At 64.4% G+C, this 15267-nt stretch carries 16 protein-coding genes; 4 read left to right on the top strand and 12 right to left on the bottom strand.

Annotated elements, in window-relative coordinates; genetic code table 11:
• Window positions 1-36: 36 nt before the first annotated feature.
• The 5 genes from A3M7_RS0106560 to A3M7_RS0106580 all read right to left on the bottom strand — a co-directional run bounded on the left by A3M7_RS0106560 (window position 37) and on the right by A3M7_RS0106580 (window position 5237).
• Window positions 37-945 (bottom strand): amino acid ABC transporter substrate-binding protein, encoded by a 909-nt coding sequence (locus tag A3M7_RS0106560; protein WP_027543207.1) that lies wholly within the window; start codon window positions 943-945, stop codon window positions 37-39.
• Between the two features lie 148 nt (window positions 946-1093).
• On the bottom strand, window positions 1094-2527 hold the full coding sequence (locus A3M7_RS0106565; RefSeq protein ID WP_027543208.1) for an amidohydrolase family protein: 1434 nt from the start codon (window positions 2525-2527) through the stop codon (window positions 1094-1096).
• Between the two features lie 16 nt (window positions 2528-2543).
• On the bottom strand, window positions 2544-3569 hold the full coding sequence (locus A3M7_RS0106570) for an ABC transporter substrate-binding protein (RefSeq protein WP_027543209.1): 1026 nt from the start codon (window positions 3567-3569) through the stop codon (window positions 2544-2546).
• Between the two features lie 40 nt (window positions 3570-3609).
• Window positions 3610-4386, bottom strand: coding sequence for an ABC transporter permease (locus A3M7_RS0106575; RefSeq protein WP_027543210.1), 777 nt, complete (start codon window positions 4384-4386; stop codon window positions 3610-3612).
• Window positions 4386-5237: an ABC transporter ATP-binding protein gene (locus A3M7_RS0106580; RefSeq protein ID WP_027543211.1), complete on the bottom strand. Its 852-nt coding sequence runs from the start codon at window positions 5235-5237 to the stop codon at window positions 4386-4388. The genes A3M7_RS0106575 and A3M7_RS0106580 overlap by 1 nt, the downstream gene beginning before the upstream one ends.
• A 193-nt stretch (window positions 5238-5430) precedes the next feature.
• Between A3M7_RS0106580 and A3M7_RS0106585 the strand changes: the two genes are divergently transcribed.
• A complete protein-coding gene (locus tag A3M7_RS0106585; protein ID WP_027543212.1) occupies window positions 5431-6189 on the top strand; it encodes a GntR family transcriptional regulator in 759 nt (252 codons plus the stop codon).
• On the opposite strand, the gene A3M7_RS0106590 is transcribed toward A3M7_RS0106585, so the two are convergent.
• Entirely contained in the window at window positions 6186-6602 is a 417-nt protein-coding gene (locus tag A3M7_RS0106590; protein WP_027543213.1) for a hypothetical protein, read from the bottom strand. The two genes, A3M7_RS0106585 and A3M7_RS0106590, sit on opposite strands and share 4 nt — an antisense overlap.
• A gap of 162 nt (window positions 6603-6764) precedes the next feature.
• On the opposite strand from A3M7_RS0106590, the gene A3M7_RS0106595 reads away from it, so the two are divergent.
• The 3 genes from A3M7_RS0106595 (at window position 6765) to A3M7_RS0106605 (ending at window position 9769) form a co-directional block, all read left to right on the top strand.
• On the top strand, window positions 6765-8006 hold the full coding sequence (locus A3M7_RS0106595; protein WP_027543214.1) for an amidohydrolase family protein: 1242 nt from the start codon (window positions 6765-6767) through the stop codon (window positions 8004-8006).
• A gap of 79 nt (window positions 8007-8085) precedes the next feature.
• Window positions 8086-9291, top strand: a complete 1206-nt coding sequence (locus tag A3M7_RS0106600) for an amidohydrolase family protein (RefSeq protein ID WP_027543215.1) — start codon at window positions 8086-8088, stop codon at window positions 9289-9291.
• Between the two features lie 175 nt (window positions 9292-9466).
• A complete protein-coding gene (locus A3M7_RS0106605; RefSeq protein WP_027543216.1) occupies window positions 9467-9769 on the top strand; it encodes a hypothetical protein in 303 nt (100 codons plus the stop codon).
• A gap of 12 nt (window positions 9770-9781) precedes the next feature.
• Here the strand turns inward: A3M7_RS0106605 and A3M7_RS0106610 are convergent, their stop codons facing one another.
• From A3M7_RS0106610 to A3M7_RS0106635, 6 genes are all read right to left on the bottom strand, one after another.
• Entirely contained in the window at window positions 9782-10705 is a 924-nt protein-coding gene (locus tag A3M7_RS0106610) for a DUF1932 domain-containing protein (protein ID WP_027543217.1), read from the bottom strand.
• A complete protein-coding gene (locus tag A3M7_RS0106615) occupies window positions 10702-11571 on the bottom strand; it encodes a hypothetical protein (RefSeq protein WP_027543218.1) in 870 nt (289 codons plus the stop codon). Before A3M7_RS0106615 ends, A3M7_RS0106610 begins: the two co-directional genes overlap by 4 nt.
• A 27-nt stretch (window positions 11572-11598) precedes the next feature.
• On the bottom strand, window positions 11599-12282 hold the full coding sequence (locus A3M7_RS0106620; RefSeq protein ID WP_027543219.1) for a 4-carboxy-4-hydroxy-2-oxoadipate aldolase/oxaloacetate decarboxylase: 684 nt from the start codon (window positions 12280-12282) through the stop codon (window positions 11599-11601).
• Entirely contained in the window at window positions 12279-12992 is a 714-nt protein-coding gene (locus tag A3M7_RS0106625; protein WP_027543220.1) for a PIG-L deacetylase family protein, read from the bottom strand. Before A3M7_RS0106625 ends, A3M7_RS0106620 begins: the two co-directional genes overlap by 4 nt.
• 68 nt (window positions 12993-13060) lie before the next feature.
• The gene (dctA, locus tag A3M7_RS0106630; protein ID WP_027543221.1) at window positions 13061-14359 is read right to left on the bottom strand and encodes a C4-dicarboxylate transporter DctA; all 1299 of its coding nucleotides are present in this window, start codon (window positions 14357-14359) and stop codon (window positions 13061-13063) included.
• Window positions 14356-15240: an amidohydrolase gene (locus A3M7_RS0106635; RefSeq protein ID WP_027543222.1), complete on the bottom strand. Its 885-nt coding sequence runs from the start codon at window positions 15238-15240 to the stop codon at window positions 14356-14358. Before A3M7_RS0106635 ends, dctA begins: the two co-directional genes overlap by 4 nt.
• Window positions 15241-15267 lie beyond the last annotated feature (27 nt).

Raw genomic sequence — 15267 nt, forward strand, 5'->3', positions numbered from 1 at the left:
CCTCTCCCTACGGGAGAGGTCGAAACCGCCCTCGCCTCAGTTCACCACGTAGACATCAGGATCGAAGCTCGAGCTCGGCTTCTTGAAGGCGTTGCGCAGGGCCGCCGACATCGGAACGTTGTAGTTGAGGCCGTTCGGCGGCGTCGGCGATTCCAGCCACCTCTTGTAGAGGACCTCGATCTCCGGGCTCGCATAGAGCTCTGCCGTGGCGCGATCGGCGAGTGCCTTGAACGGCGCGTCCTCCCGCCGCAGCATGATCCCGTAGGGCTCCGGTTTCGAGAACGCTTCCTCGCTGATCATGAACAGCGCCGGCTCCTTGGATCGTGCGATCGCGACCGCGAGCTGGACGTCATCGAGCGCGTAGGCCTGGGCGCGATCTGTCTCCAGCAGCAGGAAGGCCTCGGCCTGGTCCTTGGCCGGCATCACATTGATGCCGAGGTTGCGTTCGGTGTTGACCTTGGCGAGCTGCGTCAGGTTGACCGACCCCGCTACCGCCGTGACGGCCTTGCCCTTGAGATCGTCGATGGTGTTGATCTTTGCGGCCTTCTTGGCGGCAAACCGCGTCGCGCTGAGGAAGTGTGTATTGGTGAAGGCGACCTGCTTCTGGCGGTCGGCATTGTTAGTGGTCGCCGAGCAATGCAAGTCGAGCGTCCCGTTGACCATCAGCGGGATGCGGTTCGACGACGTCACTGCGAGAGTGTCGACGGCGATGTCGGGCATGCCGAGCTGCTTCTTCACGGCGTCCACGATCTTGAGGCAGATGTCCATGGCGAAGCCGACCGGCTTCTGGTTTCCGTCCAGATAGCTGAACGGGACCGAGGCCTCCTGATAGCCGAGCGTGATCTTCTTGGTCTCCTTGACCTTCTGGAGCGTGCCCGACAGGTCTTCGGCTGAAGCTGTGCCCGCAAGACATGTGACGGCCAGGAGAACGGTGGGAAGACGCATCGGGGGCTCCTAAAAGGGGGTCATCGACTCGTGTCGAGACGCTATCGCGGAGCTAATAGCCCAGACGTCCGCCAGCCGCCAGAAGAGGCAGCGTCTACCAGCTATCGCGCTTTTATATACAACCTGGTCGAAGGGAGCCTCGGGCGCGCTACTGACAGGTTAGCTGCTGTTCGAACCAGCCGCCCAGCCGCTCCGACAGAGGCAGCCAGGTCCGTTGGAAGCCGGCGAGCTTGCCGACATTTGCGCGGTACATCGTCCGCAACTCCTGTTCGATGGCCGGCAGATCAACGCCGGCGCAGACCCCGTCCCTGACGATCGTCTTGCCGGCAACGACGACCTCTTTGACCAACGATGCGTTGCCGCGCGCGAACAGCAGCGCCATGGGATCGACGGGCATGATCCGGTCGCGATCGAGCCGGTCGAGATCGATCACGACGTAGTCGGCGGGGTTGCCCGCAACGAGCTCGCCGCTCCCCGGCGCGCCGGTCGCCCGGCGCCCGTTGCGGATGGCGAGCGCGAACATCTCGGCCGGCGTCCATGTCGTCTTGAAGCCGAGGCCGCCATGGGCCATCTGCACCAGCCGCATCTCGCGCAGGATGTCGTCGTCCTCGTCCAGCGCCAGCCCGTCGACGCCGACCGCGATGGCGCAGCCGCAGGCGTGCGCGGCGGCGATCGGGGCGAGCCCCGAGCGGAGATGCATGTTCGAGCTGAAATTGGTGACGATGCGCGCGCCGGAGGCCGCGATCATCTCCAGCTCATCGGGACGGGCGTGGATGCAGTGCGCCAGCGTCAGCCGCTCCGAGAGGAAGCCGATGTCGCGGAGCCAGCGCACCATGTCCGGAAAGTTTTGGTCGGCCCAGGCACGCTGATACACGGTCTCCAGCAGATGCATGTGAATGCGGCGGCCGGTCAGCGCCGAATTCTCGGCCACCGCCTCCAGCAGCGGCTTGGAGCACCATTGCACGCCCGCAGGCCCGAGCTGCACATCGACCATCGGGCCGGCGATGGCGGCGGCAATGGCATCGGTCAGCTCGATATAGGCCTTCGGCGACATCGGCGCGCGGACGAACAGCTCCTCGATGGTCTTGCGGTCGTCGCGCGAAAGGCTGGAAAGCACCGGTTCAGCGTCGCCATAAACGATCGGATTCTGGTCGCGCACGGCCATCGCAAAAGCGATGCGGATGCCGACGTCGGATGCAGCCCTCGCAACAGCCTTGACTTCATCGAGCAAAGGAACCGTCCCGCTCGGGCGAGTGTAATGCACCATCATGGCCGCGCAGCCGGCCTTGGCTGACCGGGCCAGCGCGGACGCCGCGGTCAGATAGGGATCGACGGGCGTGCCGAGCACGGTCCGCAGGATCCAGCTTTCCAGGGGCATACCGACCGCGCCGAAGGACGAGGCGGTGGCGCGGGCGTGATCGTGGGCGTTGACGAAGGCCGGAACGACGAAGGAGCGAGGACCGGGCTCCGCCCCTTCAGAGATACCGGTGATGACCCCGCCGTCGTGCCGCAGCACGACGTTGTCGCGGACGCCGCGGTCAGGGCCATGGAACAGGCTGGCTGCCGAAATCTCCGTGACCATGACCGTCGCTCCAAGTTTAGTTGGCAGTATACACCAGCTCCCGCTCCGCGCGCGGCGGCAGGAATTCGCGCGAGAAAACCTCCGCCGGCGTCGGTGCGCGGGCGAGCTGGTAGCCCTCGACCACGATGCCGATGGCCCGCGTCATGCGGTCGTCCTTGATGTCGCCGATGCCGATCTCCTTCATCTCCGGCGACACGATCAGCTTCTCAAAGGAGTATTGCAGCCGGCGCTTCTCGACGGCAACGTCGATCAGATTGTCGTAGTTCAGCGCGGCCTTCATCCCGGCGTTCTGGTCCTTGGCCACCGCGATCGCCCCCTTGTTGATGGCGCGAACGAGGCCGGCGACCGCCTTCGGGTTGGAGGCGAGCAGCTTCTTCGAGACCATCACGCCGTTGGAATAGAGATCGAGGCCGTACTCACCGAACGAGAACCACTTGAAGTCCTTGTCCGGGTCCTGGCGGTTGAGCACGAGGTTGAAGTAGCTGGTGATGTTGAAGACGAGCGCGGCGTCGATGTCGCCCTTGATCAGCATCGGCTCCTGGAGGTTCGGCGCCATGTTGGAGATCTTGATCTTCTCGCCGTCGAGCCCGTTCTTGCGGGTGAACACCGGCAAGAGGCGCGTCGTCGGCGTGCCCTGCGCGCCGCCGAGCGTATGGCCCTCGAAATCCTTGATGGTGTTGATGCCGCTGGTCTTCTTGGCGACGATCGCGAATGGCGGCTGGTTCCACATCATGTAGACCATGACGGGCGCGTCCTGCGGCTTGGTCGAGGCGTTCTGGATGATCGCGTTGACGTCGCCGAAGCCGGCATCATAGGCACCGGACATGACGCGCGTGACGGTGGCGCCGGAGCCTTCGCCCTGGTCGATCACGACGTTGAGGCCCTCCTCCTTGAAGAAGCCATTGTCCTTGGCGTAGAAGAAGGCGGCGTCACTGCCTTGGGTCTTCCAGCCCAGCGTGAACTTGATCGTGGTGTCTTCGGCCGTGGCGACGCCCGCGGACAGGGCCAATCCCAGCAGCGCAACAGTTACTTTTCTCAACATCGAGACCTCCTCAAGCTTCATTGCGTGACGGTGTGAAAAATCAGGTGGCGATCACGTCGTTCTTGCGCGTGGCCCAGCCGGTGACACGGCCTTCGATCAGCGAGAACACGGCGTAGAGCGCGACGCCGAGACCGGCGAGCACGAACAGGCCGGCGAACACCAGCGGCACGTTGAAATTGGAGGACGCGGTCATCATGACGTTGCCGATGCCGCGATTGGAGGCGACGGTTTCCGACAGCACCGCGCCGACGAACGCGTAGGAGATCGCGACCTTCAGCGAGGCAAAGAAGAACGGCATGGTTCTGGGCAGACCGACGTTCCAGAGGATGTCGAACTTGCTAGCGCCGAGCGCCTTCAGCACGTCCTCGAGTTCGGGCTCGGTGGTTGCAAGGCCGGTCGCGATGTTGACCACGATTGGGAAGAAGCAGATCGACAGCGCAGTCAGCACCGCCGGCACGGTGCCCGAGCCGAACCACAGCACGAAGATCGGCACCACCGCGACCTTGGGGATCGAGGAGAAGCCGATCAGCAGCGAATAGCAGGTGTCATAAGCCGTCTTGGAAACGCCGATGATTGCGCCAAGGGCGACACCGAGCGCAACACCGAGCACGAAGCCGAACATCGTCGTCGCAAGCGTCTGCACGATATGCGGCCACAGCACCGGAAAGCGCTGGAACAAGGTCACGAACACCTGCGACGGCCGCGGCAGCACCAAATCCGACATGCCGGTCATCAGACAGAACAGCTCCCAGGCGACGAAGAACAGCACGATCAGCCCCGCCGACCACGCCTTCTGCCTGATATCGATCCCGAACATCAGCCTGTCCCCTGCTCAGCCGCGCTGCGCGCATCCTCGATGAAGGCGCGCAGCTTCTGGTTCAGCGCGACGAAATCCGGCTCGAAGGTCATGGCCACGGTGCGCGGCCGGGCGAATTCGACGCGGCTGTCGTCGAGGATGCGGCCGGGGCGCGCGCTCATCACGCAGATGCGGCCGGCGAGAAAACCGGCCTCGCGCAGATCGTGCGTCACCAGCAGCACGGTCGGCTTATGCGTCATCCAGAGGTTCTGGAGGATCGCCCACAGCTCCTCGCGGGTGAACTGGTCGAGCGCGCCGAAGGGCTCATCGAGCAGCAGCAGGCGCGGCTCGTGGATCAGCGCGCGACAGAGATTGGCGCGCTGGAGCATGCCGCCGGAGAGCTGCCAGGGATAGCGGCTGCCAAATCCCTTGAGACCGACCTGCTCCAGCAGCGCGTTGGCCTTGTCGCGGAATTCGCTCTTGCGCAGCTTGCGGAAGTTCGAGCGGAACGGCTCGACGATCTTCAGCGGCAGCATGATGTTCCGCTCGATCGTCATCCATGGCAGCATGGTCGGGTTCTGGAACGCCATGCCCACCCGCATCGCGCGCGCCACGACCTCGCGGCCACCGACGATGACGACGCCGCTGGTCGGCTGCACCAGCCCGCTGACGAGACGTAAGATTGTCGATTTGCCGCATCCAGACGGGCCGACCAGCGCGACAAACTCGCCGTCGGCGATCTTGAGCGTCGTCTTCGACAGAGCGGGCACGGCCCGGTCGCCGCGCCCGAACGTCACGGAGGCGTCCGAGAGCTCGATGGCGGTCGCGGCGACGGGCTGGCCGTCAAACTGGTCATTAGGTTGCATGCGCATCACGGGAAAAGTGCATGCAAGCTGAGTGCCAGCCGCCTACCTCCGTGAAATCAACGGGCTAGCGAAACGCCGGGCCAGATGGCCGGATTCGATTTAGGCAGCTTGAGCCCCAAACTGCATGCAATTGGAGCGATGGATTGTCGTCGCCCTGTGCTAAAGGAGGGATGACGATCCCACTCCCAAGGATTCGCCGATGGCGGCGCGCGCAAGCAGCAAGACTTCAGAATCGTCGGACAAGGTCAGCGTGATCTGCCGCGCGCTCCGGCGCGCGATCATCGAGCAGGCGCTGGAGCCCGGGGCGAAGCTGCCGGAGGATGCACTCGGCGAGCGCTTTGGCGTCAGCCGCACCATTGCGCGCCACGCGCTGGGCCAACTCGCCGCCGAAGGCCTGGTCGAGCTCCGCCGCAACCGGATCGCGGTGGTGGCGACGCCGAGCTGGCAGGAGGCGCGCGATGCCTTCGACATCCGCATCGAGCTCGAACGGCTGGTGGTCCGCCAGCTCGCGGGCAAGCTGAGCAAGAGCCAGATCGCCGAACTGAACGCCCATGTCGACGCCGAGGACCGCGCGCGCGGTGGCACGGATGCGGTTTCGATCCGGCTCGCCACCGAATTCCACATCCTGCTCGCGCACATGACGAACAGCCCGATCCTGGTGCGCTATGTCAGCGAGGTCGCCTATCGCTGCTGCCTGACGTTGTCGCTCTACAGCCGGCCGCATTCGACCGAATGCGCCATCAACGAGCACCGCGCCATCATTGCCGCGCTCGCCAAGGGCGACGAGGCCAAGGTGATGGAATTGATGCACCATCACCTCGATTCCGTGGCCAATCGCGCGCTGGTCGCCCCTGCCCCGCAGCGCGGCCGCGACTTGCTCGATATTCTCGCGCCCTATGCCGACGAGGTGACGAGCGATCGCGTCGTCAAGCTACCGAAGGTCGCCCGAAGGGGTTAAGCCTCGATCCCGCGCTGGACCAGGATGCGCTCGGCGCTGTCGTTCCAGACGTCCATCTTCACGATCTGTCCGCCCCTCACGACGAAACGATCGACATAGCGATTGGCCTCGAATGGCGTGCCGTCCATCCACTCGCCGTAGAGCGTGCCGACGCTGTAGACGACGGTCTCGTCCGCGCCGGAGCAGACGTCGAACCGGTCCATCTTCTTCTTGACCCAGCGATAGCGCTTGGCGTTGAAACCGGTCGGCCCGCGCGGATGGTCGAACTCGCGTCCGCCTGTGAAGGTGATCACCGTGCCCGGCTTCATGTAGGCCGCAGCAGCGTCGGGATCGGGTATCATCGAGGCCGTCAAATAGGCCTCGACAATCTCGGCGTCGGTCATCGGGCGTTCGGCTTTTGCGGGGGTGGACATGTTAGGTTCTCTTGTTGGGTTCTCCGGAGACGCCGGCATACTACAATTCGTACCTCAAACTGCATGCATATTTATTGGACAATTTGACGGCGGAACTGCACACAATCTGGAGCTGCCCGATCCCGCCGCTTCCGCTAGGCTAACACACCCGAATCTGACGCCATGACCACCCAGACCGCCTTTGACCTAATGTTCCGCAACGCACTGTTGCGATCATCCGCCGCACCCGTCGATATCGGCGTGAAGGGCGGCCGCATCGCCGCGATCGAGCCAAGGCTGACCTGCGAGGCGGTCGAGGTCGATGTCGGCGGACGCCTCGCCCTGCCCGGCTTCGTCGACACCCACATCCATCTCGACAAAGCCTGCCTGCTGGGCCGCTGCGGGCACAATCACGGCAGCGTCTCGGAGGCCATCCGCGCCGTCGCCGGGATGAAGAAGGATTTTACGGTCGAGGACGTCTACGCGCGCGGCGCTCGCGTGCTGGAGCGGGCAATCGTGCACGGCACGACGCGCATGCGTACCCATGTCGAGATCGACCCGCGCATCGGCTTGCGCAGCTTCGAGGCGATCAAGTCGCTCAAGCGCGACTACGCCTGGGCGATCGACCTCGAACTCTGTGTCTTCCCGCAGGAGGGCCTGACCAACGATCCCGGCGCCGAGGAGCTGCTGATCCAGGCGCTGCGCGACGGCGGCGAGGCCATCGGCGGCTGTCCCTACATGGACACGGACCCGAACGCGCATCTCGCGCGCATCTTCGATCTCGCGCAGGACTTCGACGTCGATGTCGATCTCCACCTCGATTTCGACCTCGATCCGTCCTGGTGGCACCTCGACGAAGTCTGCCGGCAGACCGAGCGGCGCAACTATCAGGGGCGCGTCGCGATCGGCCATGCCACGAAACTCTCGGCCTTGCCCCCGGAGCGGCTGAAAGCCGCCACCGCGCAGCTGGCGAAAGCCGGCGTTGCCGTCACCGTGCTGCCCGCGACCGATCTCTATTTGATGGGTCGCGAGGCCACCCACAACGCGCCGCGCGGGCTGACGCTCGCGCACAAGCTCGCGGGCGACGGCGTGCTGTGCTCGGTCGCGACCAACAACGTGCTCAATCCCTTCACGCCGTTCGGCGACGCCTCGCTGCTGCGGATGGCGAATTTCTACGCCAACGTCGCCCATGCCTCCGTGAGCGACTTCGATATCTGCCTCGATCTCGTGACCGAACTGCCGGCACGGCTGATGAACCTCGGCGATTACGGCATCAAGGTCGGTAATCCCGCCGATCTCATCGTGCTCGACACGCAGGACAGCCGCTTCGCCATCGCCGAGCTCCCCGATGTCATGATGGGCTTCAAGGCTGGCCGGCAAACTTTTGAGCGGCCGCGGCCCACTCTGTTCAGCCCCGGACGCTGAGCAGCTCTCGCCGTCCCACGCCTTGCGCCCGCTCCGCGGCCCGCGCAACACTCGGCAAATCGTCCAACGGAGGAACCGGATGGCCTTCGACACACTCTTCCTGAACGCACGCTTCGACGGCGGCGCCCGACATCACATCGCGGTCAAGGATGGCCGTATCGCCGCGATCACGTCCGTTGACCAGCCACCCGCCGGTGCCGAGACGATCGATCTCAAGGATGCCCTTGTCGTTCCCGGCTTTGTCGAGGGTCACATCCATCTCGACACAAGTTTCTATGGCGACGCCTGGCGTCCGCACAAGCCATGCACCGACGGGTTCAACGTGCATGAGCGCGTCGCCTTCCAGGCCGAGAATATGGCCGAGGCCGCGCCGATGGACGTGCGGGCGCGCAACCAGCTCGATCTCTGTATCGGGCACGGCACGACGCAGATGCGCAGCCATGTCATGGTGGACGGCTCGGTCGGCCTGAAATCGCTCGAGACGATCCTGCGCGTGCGCGAGGAGTACAAGGGCCTGATCGACATCCAGCTCGTCGCCTTTCCCCAGAGCGGAATCCTGTCGAGCCCGGGCACGCCGCAGCTGCTCGACGAGGCCATCCGCCTTGGCGCCAACCTCGTCGGCGGGCTCGATCCCGCGAGCTTCGATCGCGACGTTGAAAGGCATCTCGACGTCGTGTTCGACGTCGCCAATAGGCACGGCGTCGATGTCGACATCCATCTGCACGACATGGGCACATTGGGCGCCTTCGAGATCGAGCAGATCGCGGCGCGCACGCGCGCGCTCGGCATGGAGGGACGCGTCGCAATCAGTCACGCATACGGACTCGGCGACATCTCGCCAGATTACCTCAAGAAGATCGCCGATGTTCTCGCCCGCTCCGGCGTCGCGATCATGACCAACGCGCCGGGCGCGCGGCCGTTTCCGCCGATCCTCGCCCTGCGCAACGCCGGCGTAACCGTCTTCAGCGGCAACGACAACATTCGCGATTCCTGGTGGCCCTATGGCGACGGCGACATGCTGCGCCGGGCCACGACACTCGGTTATCGCTCCGGCTTCAACATCGACGAGGAACTGCGCGCCGCATTCGACGTCGTCACCGCATCAGGCGCAAAGGCGCTCCGGCTCGAAGGCTACGGGCTGCGAATCGGCGCGAAGGCCGATTTCGTGGCGCTGAATGCGGAACACGTTCCCGAGGCCGTCGTCGCGGTGCCGCAAGGGCGCTCCGTCTACAAGGACGGCAGACTCGTCGCCGCGAACGGCAGGATGGTAGGGAAATCCGGCTGACGACCGGCCGCTTTCCGTTCGATGTTACCGCCAAGCTTTCCCAAATTCCGAATACGGTAGAATCCCGGATAGTAGATTCTCTCCGATTCCCGATAGGTGCGCGCATTGCAAGTCCCGCGGTGCCGGTCATAGTAGGGCCTGCACTGAAGTCTGCATTCTACGGGGAAGCATGGACATGTTCAGCGCATTCAGCAGCCATTCCGTTCGAGCGAGAACACCGAGCGAGATCGCCGTGAAGCGACTCGACGGCATCGGGCACGTCCTGTCGGACCTCGATCTCGCTGACGTCCAGACTCAGGATGACCTGACACGCGCGCTCATGACGCTCGACACCGCCGACAAGTGCATTCGGGCGATCCGCGCAGAATTCCGGACTGAAGCTGCGAGCGATCGGCTGGTCCGCAAGGCCGAAAGCCTGATGGAATTGATCGAACGCGCCCGCGACGAGCTCATGGGCTGTCGCGCGGCAGTGTCCTGAGCCAGCGTCGCCCTACTTCGTGCGATTGATCTTCGCCAGGATCCGGTCGGCCTCGATGCGCCAGTCGGCGCTGCGGGCAAACTCCCCGGTGCCCCTGGTGCCGAACAACCCTTCGTCGGCGAGATCAGCGACCCAGGCCTGCCGTTCGGCAGTGCCCTGCGCCGACCACGGCGTCAGCCCCGCCTCGCGCACCGTCTCGGCGACCTCGCGCACCTCCTCCGCACGGCGACGGCCGTGCTCGATCACGCGCTGGAAGAAATAGGCACCCTGCTTCTCCCAATTGATCGCGGGAAAGGTTTCCGCAAGCGAGGCCAGCACGGCATCCTCCACGCCATAGGCGCGCGCGGTGGTGAAACTCTCGATGACCATGGCCTCGAGGCCCTTGATCATGATGCTGCGGCACATCTTCACCGCGGAGGACACACCGAGCTTGTCGCTGACGACCTTCGCGGCAAAGCCGATCGCGTTCAGCAGCGGCTCCAGCTCCTTCGCGCCGGGCCCGCCGAGCAGCAGCGGCACCTTGATGCGATACGGCGGCACCGAGGTCATCACGGCGCCCTCGACATAGCGCCCCGCGGCGCCGTCGATCAGCGCGGCAGCACGCTGCTTGGCACCGGGAGACGCCGAATTGAAATCGAGGAACCAGGTGCCCTGATTGATCGCGGCAGCGCAGGCCCTTGCGACCGGAACGGCCTGGCTTGCCGTGACCGCAGAGATGATGAAGTCGGATGTCGCGGTCAGCTCGGCGTGAGAAGCCGCAAAGCCAACGCCGAATTTAGCTGCATGCTCCTTCAGCGCGGCATCCTGCTCGCCACCGAGCTTGATGTCATAGGCGGCAACCTTGATGTCCTGCTGGCGCAAATCTTCGGCCAGGATCCTGCCGACCTCGCCGTAGCCGACCAGCCCGACCTGCCATCGTCTCGGATCTGACATCAGTTCAACCCTCGTGTCGTCCTGTCGAAGAGCTCCTCGACAGCATAGCGGCGCGGGATCAGCGCCTGCTGGAATGCGTAGTCGACGATCAGCTCCAGCGGTTTTCGGTTGGCTTCGATCCCGAACGGGACGAGGTCAGGCGTCGCCGCAGGTCCCACCTGCTCCTTGTTCCGCTTGAGCAGATCATAGACGCCTGCAACCACATCGGGGCGCGACTTCGCGAGCGTCTCGGTCACGACCACGAGATGATTGACCGGGACGACGCCGCGATGCGCGTACCATTTGGCCGCTTCCGCGGCCGGATCGGGGAATAGCGGCTTCAACTCGGGATTGTCAGAGGTCTCGCCGAGGACGGCATCGAGCTCGCCGTCAATCAGCATCTGCAAGATCTTCTTGTCCTTCGGCGCGCGCTCGGTGCTGTCGACATATTCGGCGACATGCGGGTCCTCGAAGGTGACCCAGCGGATCTTGTCGAGATTGACGCCGTAGTCGTTGGCGAGGATGCCCCTGATCCAGGCCCCCGTCGTCGTCGTGAAGGAGCGGATGCCGACGCGCTTGCCTTCGAGATCGCCAGGCCCAAGCGTTCCCCGTTCCGGATTATAGAGCGCATAAGAATGCTGGAAGCGGCCGAGCATGGTCGCCGGCAGCAGCACCAGCGGCTTGCCGTGGGCCTTCGCCATCAGATAGGTGACGATCGCCATCTCGCAGACGTCGAACGCCTGCTCGCGCACCATCGGCTTGAACGCCGTGTTGGTCGGCGTGTACGCGATGAAGTCGAGGTCGAAAAGGTCGGAACGGAGCTCGCCGTTCTTCACCGCCTGGACATGAGGATGACTGCCGAGCACGGCCTTCAGCTTGAGACGATCCATCCGCCCGCTCCGCTTCTGTTGTCCCGCTCAGACGTCCTCGGGATTATCGACATAGACGAGCCCGGCTTTCGCCAGCGCTTCGCGCATGCTGTACATGTCGAGGCCGAGTTCGCCCGAGGCCAGCCGCTTGCGCTTGCCGCCTTCATCCGCGTTGCGCTTCTTCGCCTTCTCGGCGACTTCGGCGGCATAGCGCTTCCGCACCACCACGACGCCGTCGTCATCGGCGACGATGATGTCGCCGGGATCGACGTTGACACCGGCGCAGACCACGGGGACGTTGACCGAGCCGAGTGTGGCCTTGACCGTGCCCTTGGCCGAGACCGCGCGCGACCACACCGGAAACTTCATCTCGTGCAGCGCTTTGACGTCGCGGCAACCGGCATCGATGATCAGCCCCTGCACGCCGCGCGCCTGCAGCGACGTGGCCAGCAGCTCGCCGAACATGCCGTCGGTATTGTCGGTGGTGCAGCCGACGACGAGAATGTCGCCTTTCCTGCACTGCTCGACCGCGACATGGATCATCCAGTTGTCGCCGGGCTGCGCCAGCACGGTGACAGCGGGACCGGCAATCGCCGCGCCGGGCCAGACCGGTCGCAGATAAGGCTTCATCAGGCCGATGCGGCCATAGGCCTCGTGCACGGTCGAGACGCCGTACTCCGCCATTCCGGCGGGATCGGCACGCTCAATGTTGCGAACGACGACCGGCTTCATGCCAGCTCCTCTGCAACCGTCGGAAACAGACGCTGATAGGCCTCGCCATAGGTCATGGGCACGCCGGTGTTGCGGCTGCCCTGGATCCCGCGGTTGAGCGCGACGCGCTCGTAATAGCCCCAGAGATGCTTCTGTGCGGCGAGGATCTGGAACGCCTCGTACTTCTCCTTCCAGACCTCGTCGATCTTGAGCAGCAGATCCGGCTTGTAGTTGCACTGCTCCGGCTGGTGCGGCTCGAACAGGAACACCGGCGGCGCCGAGTACTTGTACTGCGTGCCGGGCTTGTGGCCCATCGCCTGCGCGACCACGCGGGTCTCCTGCGCGAAATGCGCCGCGTTCGGATGGTCGAAATTATAGGGGTCTTCCAGCGCGTGCGTCAGCACGAAGCTCGGATTGAGCTCGCGGTAGATGTCGACCATGCGATCGAAATGCGCCTCGGTGAGCTTCAGCGGATAGTCGCCGCAGTCGAAGAACTCGATCTCCGCGCCGAGCAGCTTGGCCGCCCGCTCCGCCTCGTCCTTGCGACCAGCCTTGACCGATTCCAGCGTCGCGCCCTTCTCCTTCCAGGCGAACTGGCTCTCGCCGCGCTCGCCAAAGGACATGCAGACGATCTTCATGCGATAGCCCTTCTTCGCATGCAGCGCGATAGCGCCGCCGGCGCGCCAGACGAAGTCGCCGGGATGGGCCGTGATCACGAGACCTGTTTTCATGGGACAAACTCCCCTCTCTCATTCGTAAGCATCATAGGCTCCCCTGCTTTATGCAGGCAGCCAATTCATCAGGCCGCGACAGCGGGTTCCTCGCCGTCGAGCACGCGCCTCAGGCGCTCGCCGTCGAGCGCGCCCTCCCATTTGGCAATCGCAATCGTGGCAACCGCGTTCCCGATCAGATTGGTCGGCGTCAGCCCCTGCGACATCAGGCGATGGATGCCGAGCACCAGCGCAACGCTCGTCACCGGAATGGTGCCGGTCGCCGACAACGTCGCCGCCAGCACGACGAAGGCGGCACCGGCGATCCCCGCCGCGCCCTTGGAGGTCACCAGCAGGATCAGCAGCAGCTCGATCTGCTCGGCAAACCCGAACGGCGTGTTAGTCGCCTGCGCCAGGAACACCGAGGCCGCGGCGAGGTAAAGGCAAGTGCCGTCGAGATTGAAGGAATAGCCGGTCGGGATCACGAGGCCGACCACGCTCTTCTCGCAGCCCGCCTTCTCCAGCTTGGTCAGCATCCGCGGCAGCACCGTCTCGGACGAGGTCGTGGCGATGCAGATCAGCAGCTCTTCCCAGATGTAGCGGATCAGCTTGACGAGCGAGAAACCGCACAGCCGGGCGACGGGCCCAAGCGCCACGACGATGAAGATCACGCAAGTGAGATAAAAGCCGCCCAGCAGTTTGCCGAGCGAGGCCAGCGAGCCGACGCCGAACTTGCCGACCGTGAAGGCGATGGCGCCGAACGCGCCGATCGGCGCCGCCCACATCACGAAGCCGACGACGGCGAACACCATCTTGGCGACGATGTCGATCAGATGCACCAGGGGCGCGGCGCGCTCGCCGAGCTGCACCAGTGCGAAGCCGCACAGCACGGAGATAAACAGCACCTGGAGGATGTTGCCCTCGGCAAACGCGCCGATGAACGTGGCGGGCACGATGTTCATCAGGAACGGCACGAAGCCGATCGCACCAGTCTGCTTGACATAGGGCTCGATCGCGCTGGCATTGATGCTGGCGGGATCGATGTTCATGCCGATTCCGGGCTTGAGCAGATTGACCGCGATGAGACCGATGATCAGCGCAATCGTGGTCATGACCTCGAAATAGACGATCGCCTTCACCGCGACGCGCCCGACCCGTGCCATGTCGGCCATATGCGCGATGCCGTGCACGACCGTGCAGAAGATGATCGGCGCGATCAGCATCCGGATCGCCTTGATGAAGGCATCGCCGAGTGGCTGCATCTTGGCACCCGCCTCGGGGTTGACGATCCCAAGCGCGATGCCGGCCGCCATGGCGATGAGCACCTGGATCCAGAGCTCCTTCCACCAGGCGCGGCTGCGCGGCTTGTCGATCGCCATCGCGGTCATTCGTCGAACCCGAACAGGCGCGCGGGGTTGTCGACCAGGATCTTCTGCTGGAACTCCGGCTCCGGCGCGAACAGCGGGATCAGGTCGACGAGGTCGCCGTCATTCGGCATCACCTTGACGTTGGGATGCGGCCAGTCGGTGCCCCAGATGACGCGGTCGGGCGCGGTCTCGACGATCTTTCGCGCGAACGGCACGGCATCCGTAAACGGCGGACCGGCCGAGGACACCCGCTCCGAGCCGCAGATCTTCACCCAGCATTTTTCGTCGCGCTGCATCAGCTCGATCAAAATCTTGAACGGCAGCTGGTCGAGCCCCTCGGAGGCCTTCACCCGCCCCATGTGGTCGATGGTGTAGCTCAGCGGCAGCCTTGTCAGCATGTCCGCATATTCAGGCAGGTCGATCGCATCGAAATGCAGGTCGATGTGCCAGCCGAGCGGCGCGACCATCGCGATGATGCGGTTGAACACGCTCTTGTCGGGGACACCGCCGAGATGGCGGACGAAATTAAAGCGGCAGCCGCGAAAACCGCCCTCGTGCAGAATGTGAAGCCCGCGTTCGGTGATGGTGTCGTCGATATTGGCGACCGCGCGGTAGGCACCATTGCTCTGCGCGATCGCATCGAGCGCGACCGTATTGTCGGTGCCGTGCACGCTGGCATTGACGATGACCGCGCGCTCGACGCCGAGCTTGGCATGCAGCGCACCGAAATCCTCCAGCGGCGAATCCGGCGGGGTGTAGGAACGGTCAGGCGCATAGGGGTATTTCGCGCCGGGCCCGAAGATGTGGCAATGCGCGTCGCAGGACAGCTTTGGCAGCTTGAACTTCGGCGTGCGCGTGTTCGGATCGGGCGGCGGAATGGTCGGCGTGTACATCATCGTCATCACTTGAACCGCCGAGCGAGCTCGCTT

Source organism: Bradyrhizobium sp. WSM2254 (genome assembly GCF_000472645.1).
In the GTDB taxonomy this organism is placed as follows: Bacteria; Pseudomonadota; Alphaproteobacteria; order Rhizobiales; family Xanthobacteraceae; genus Bradyrhizobium; species Bradyrhizobium niftali.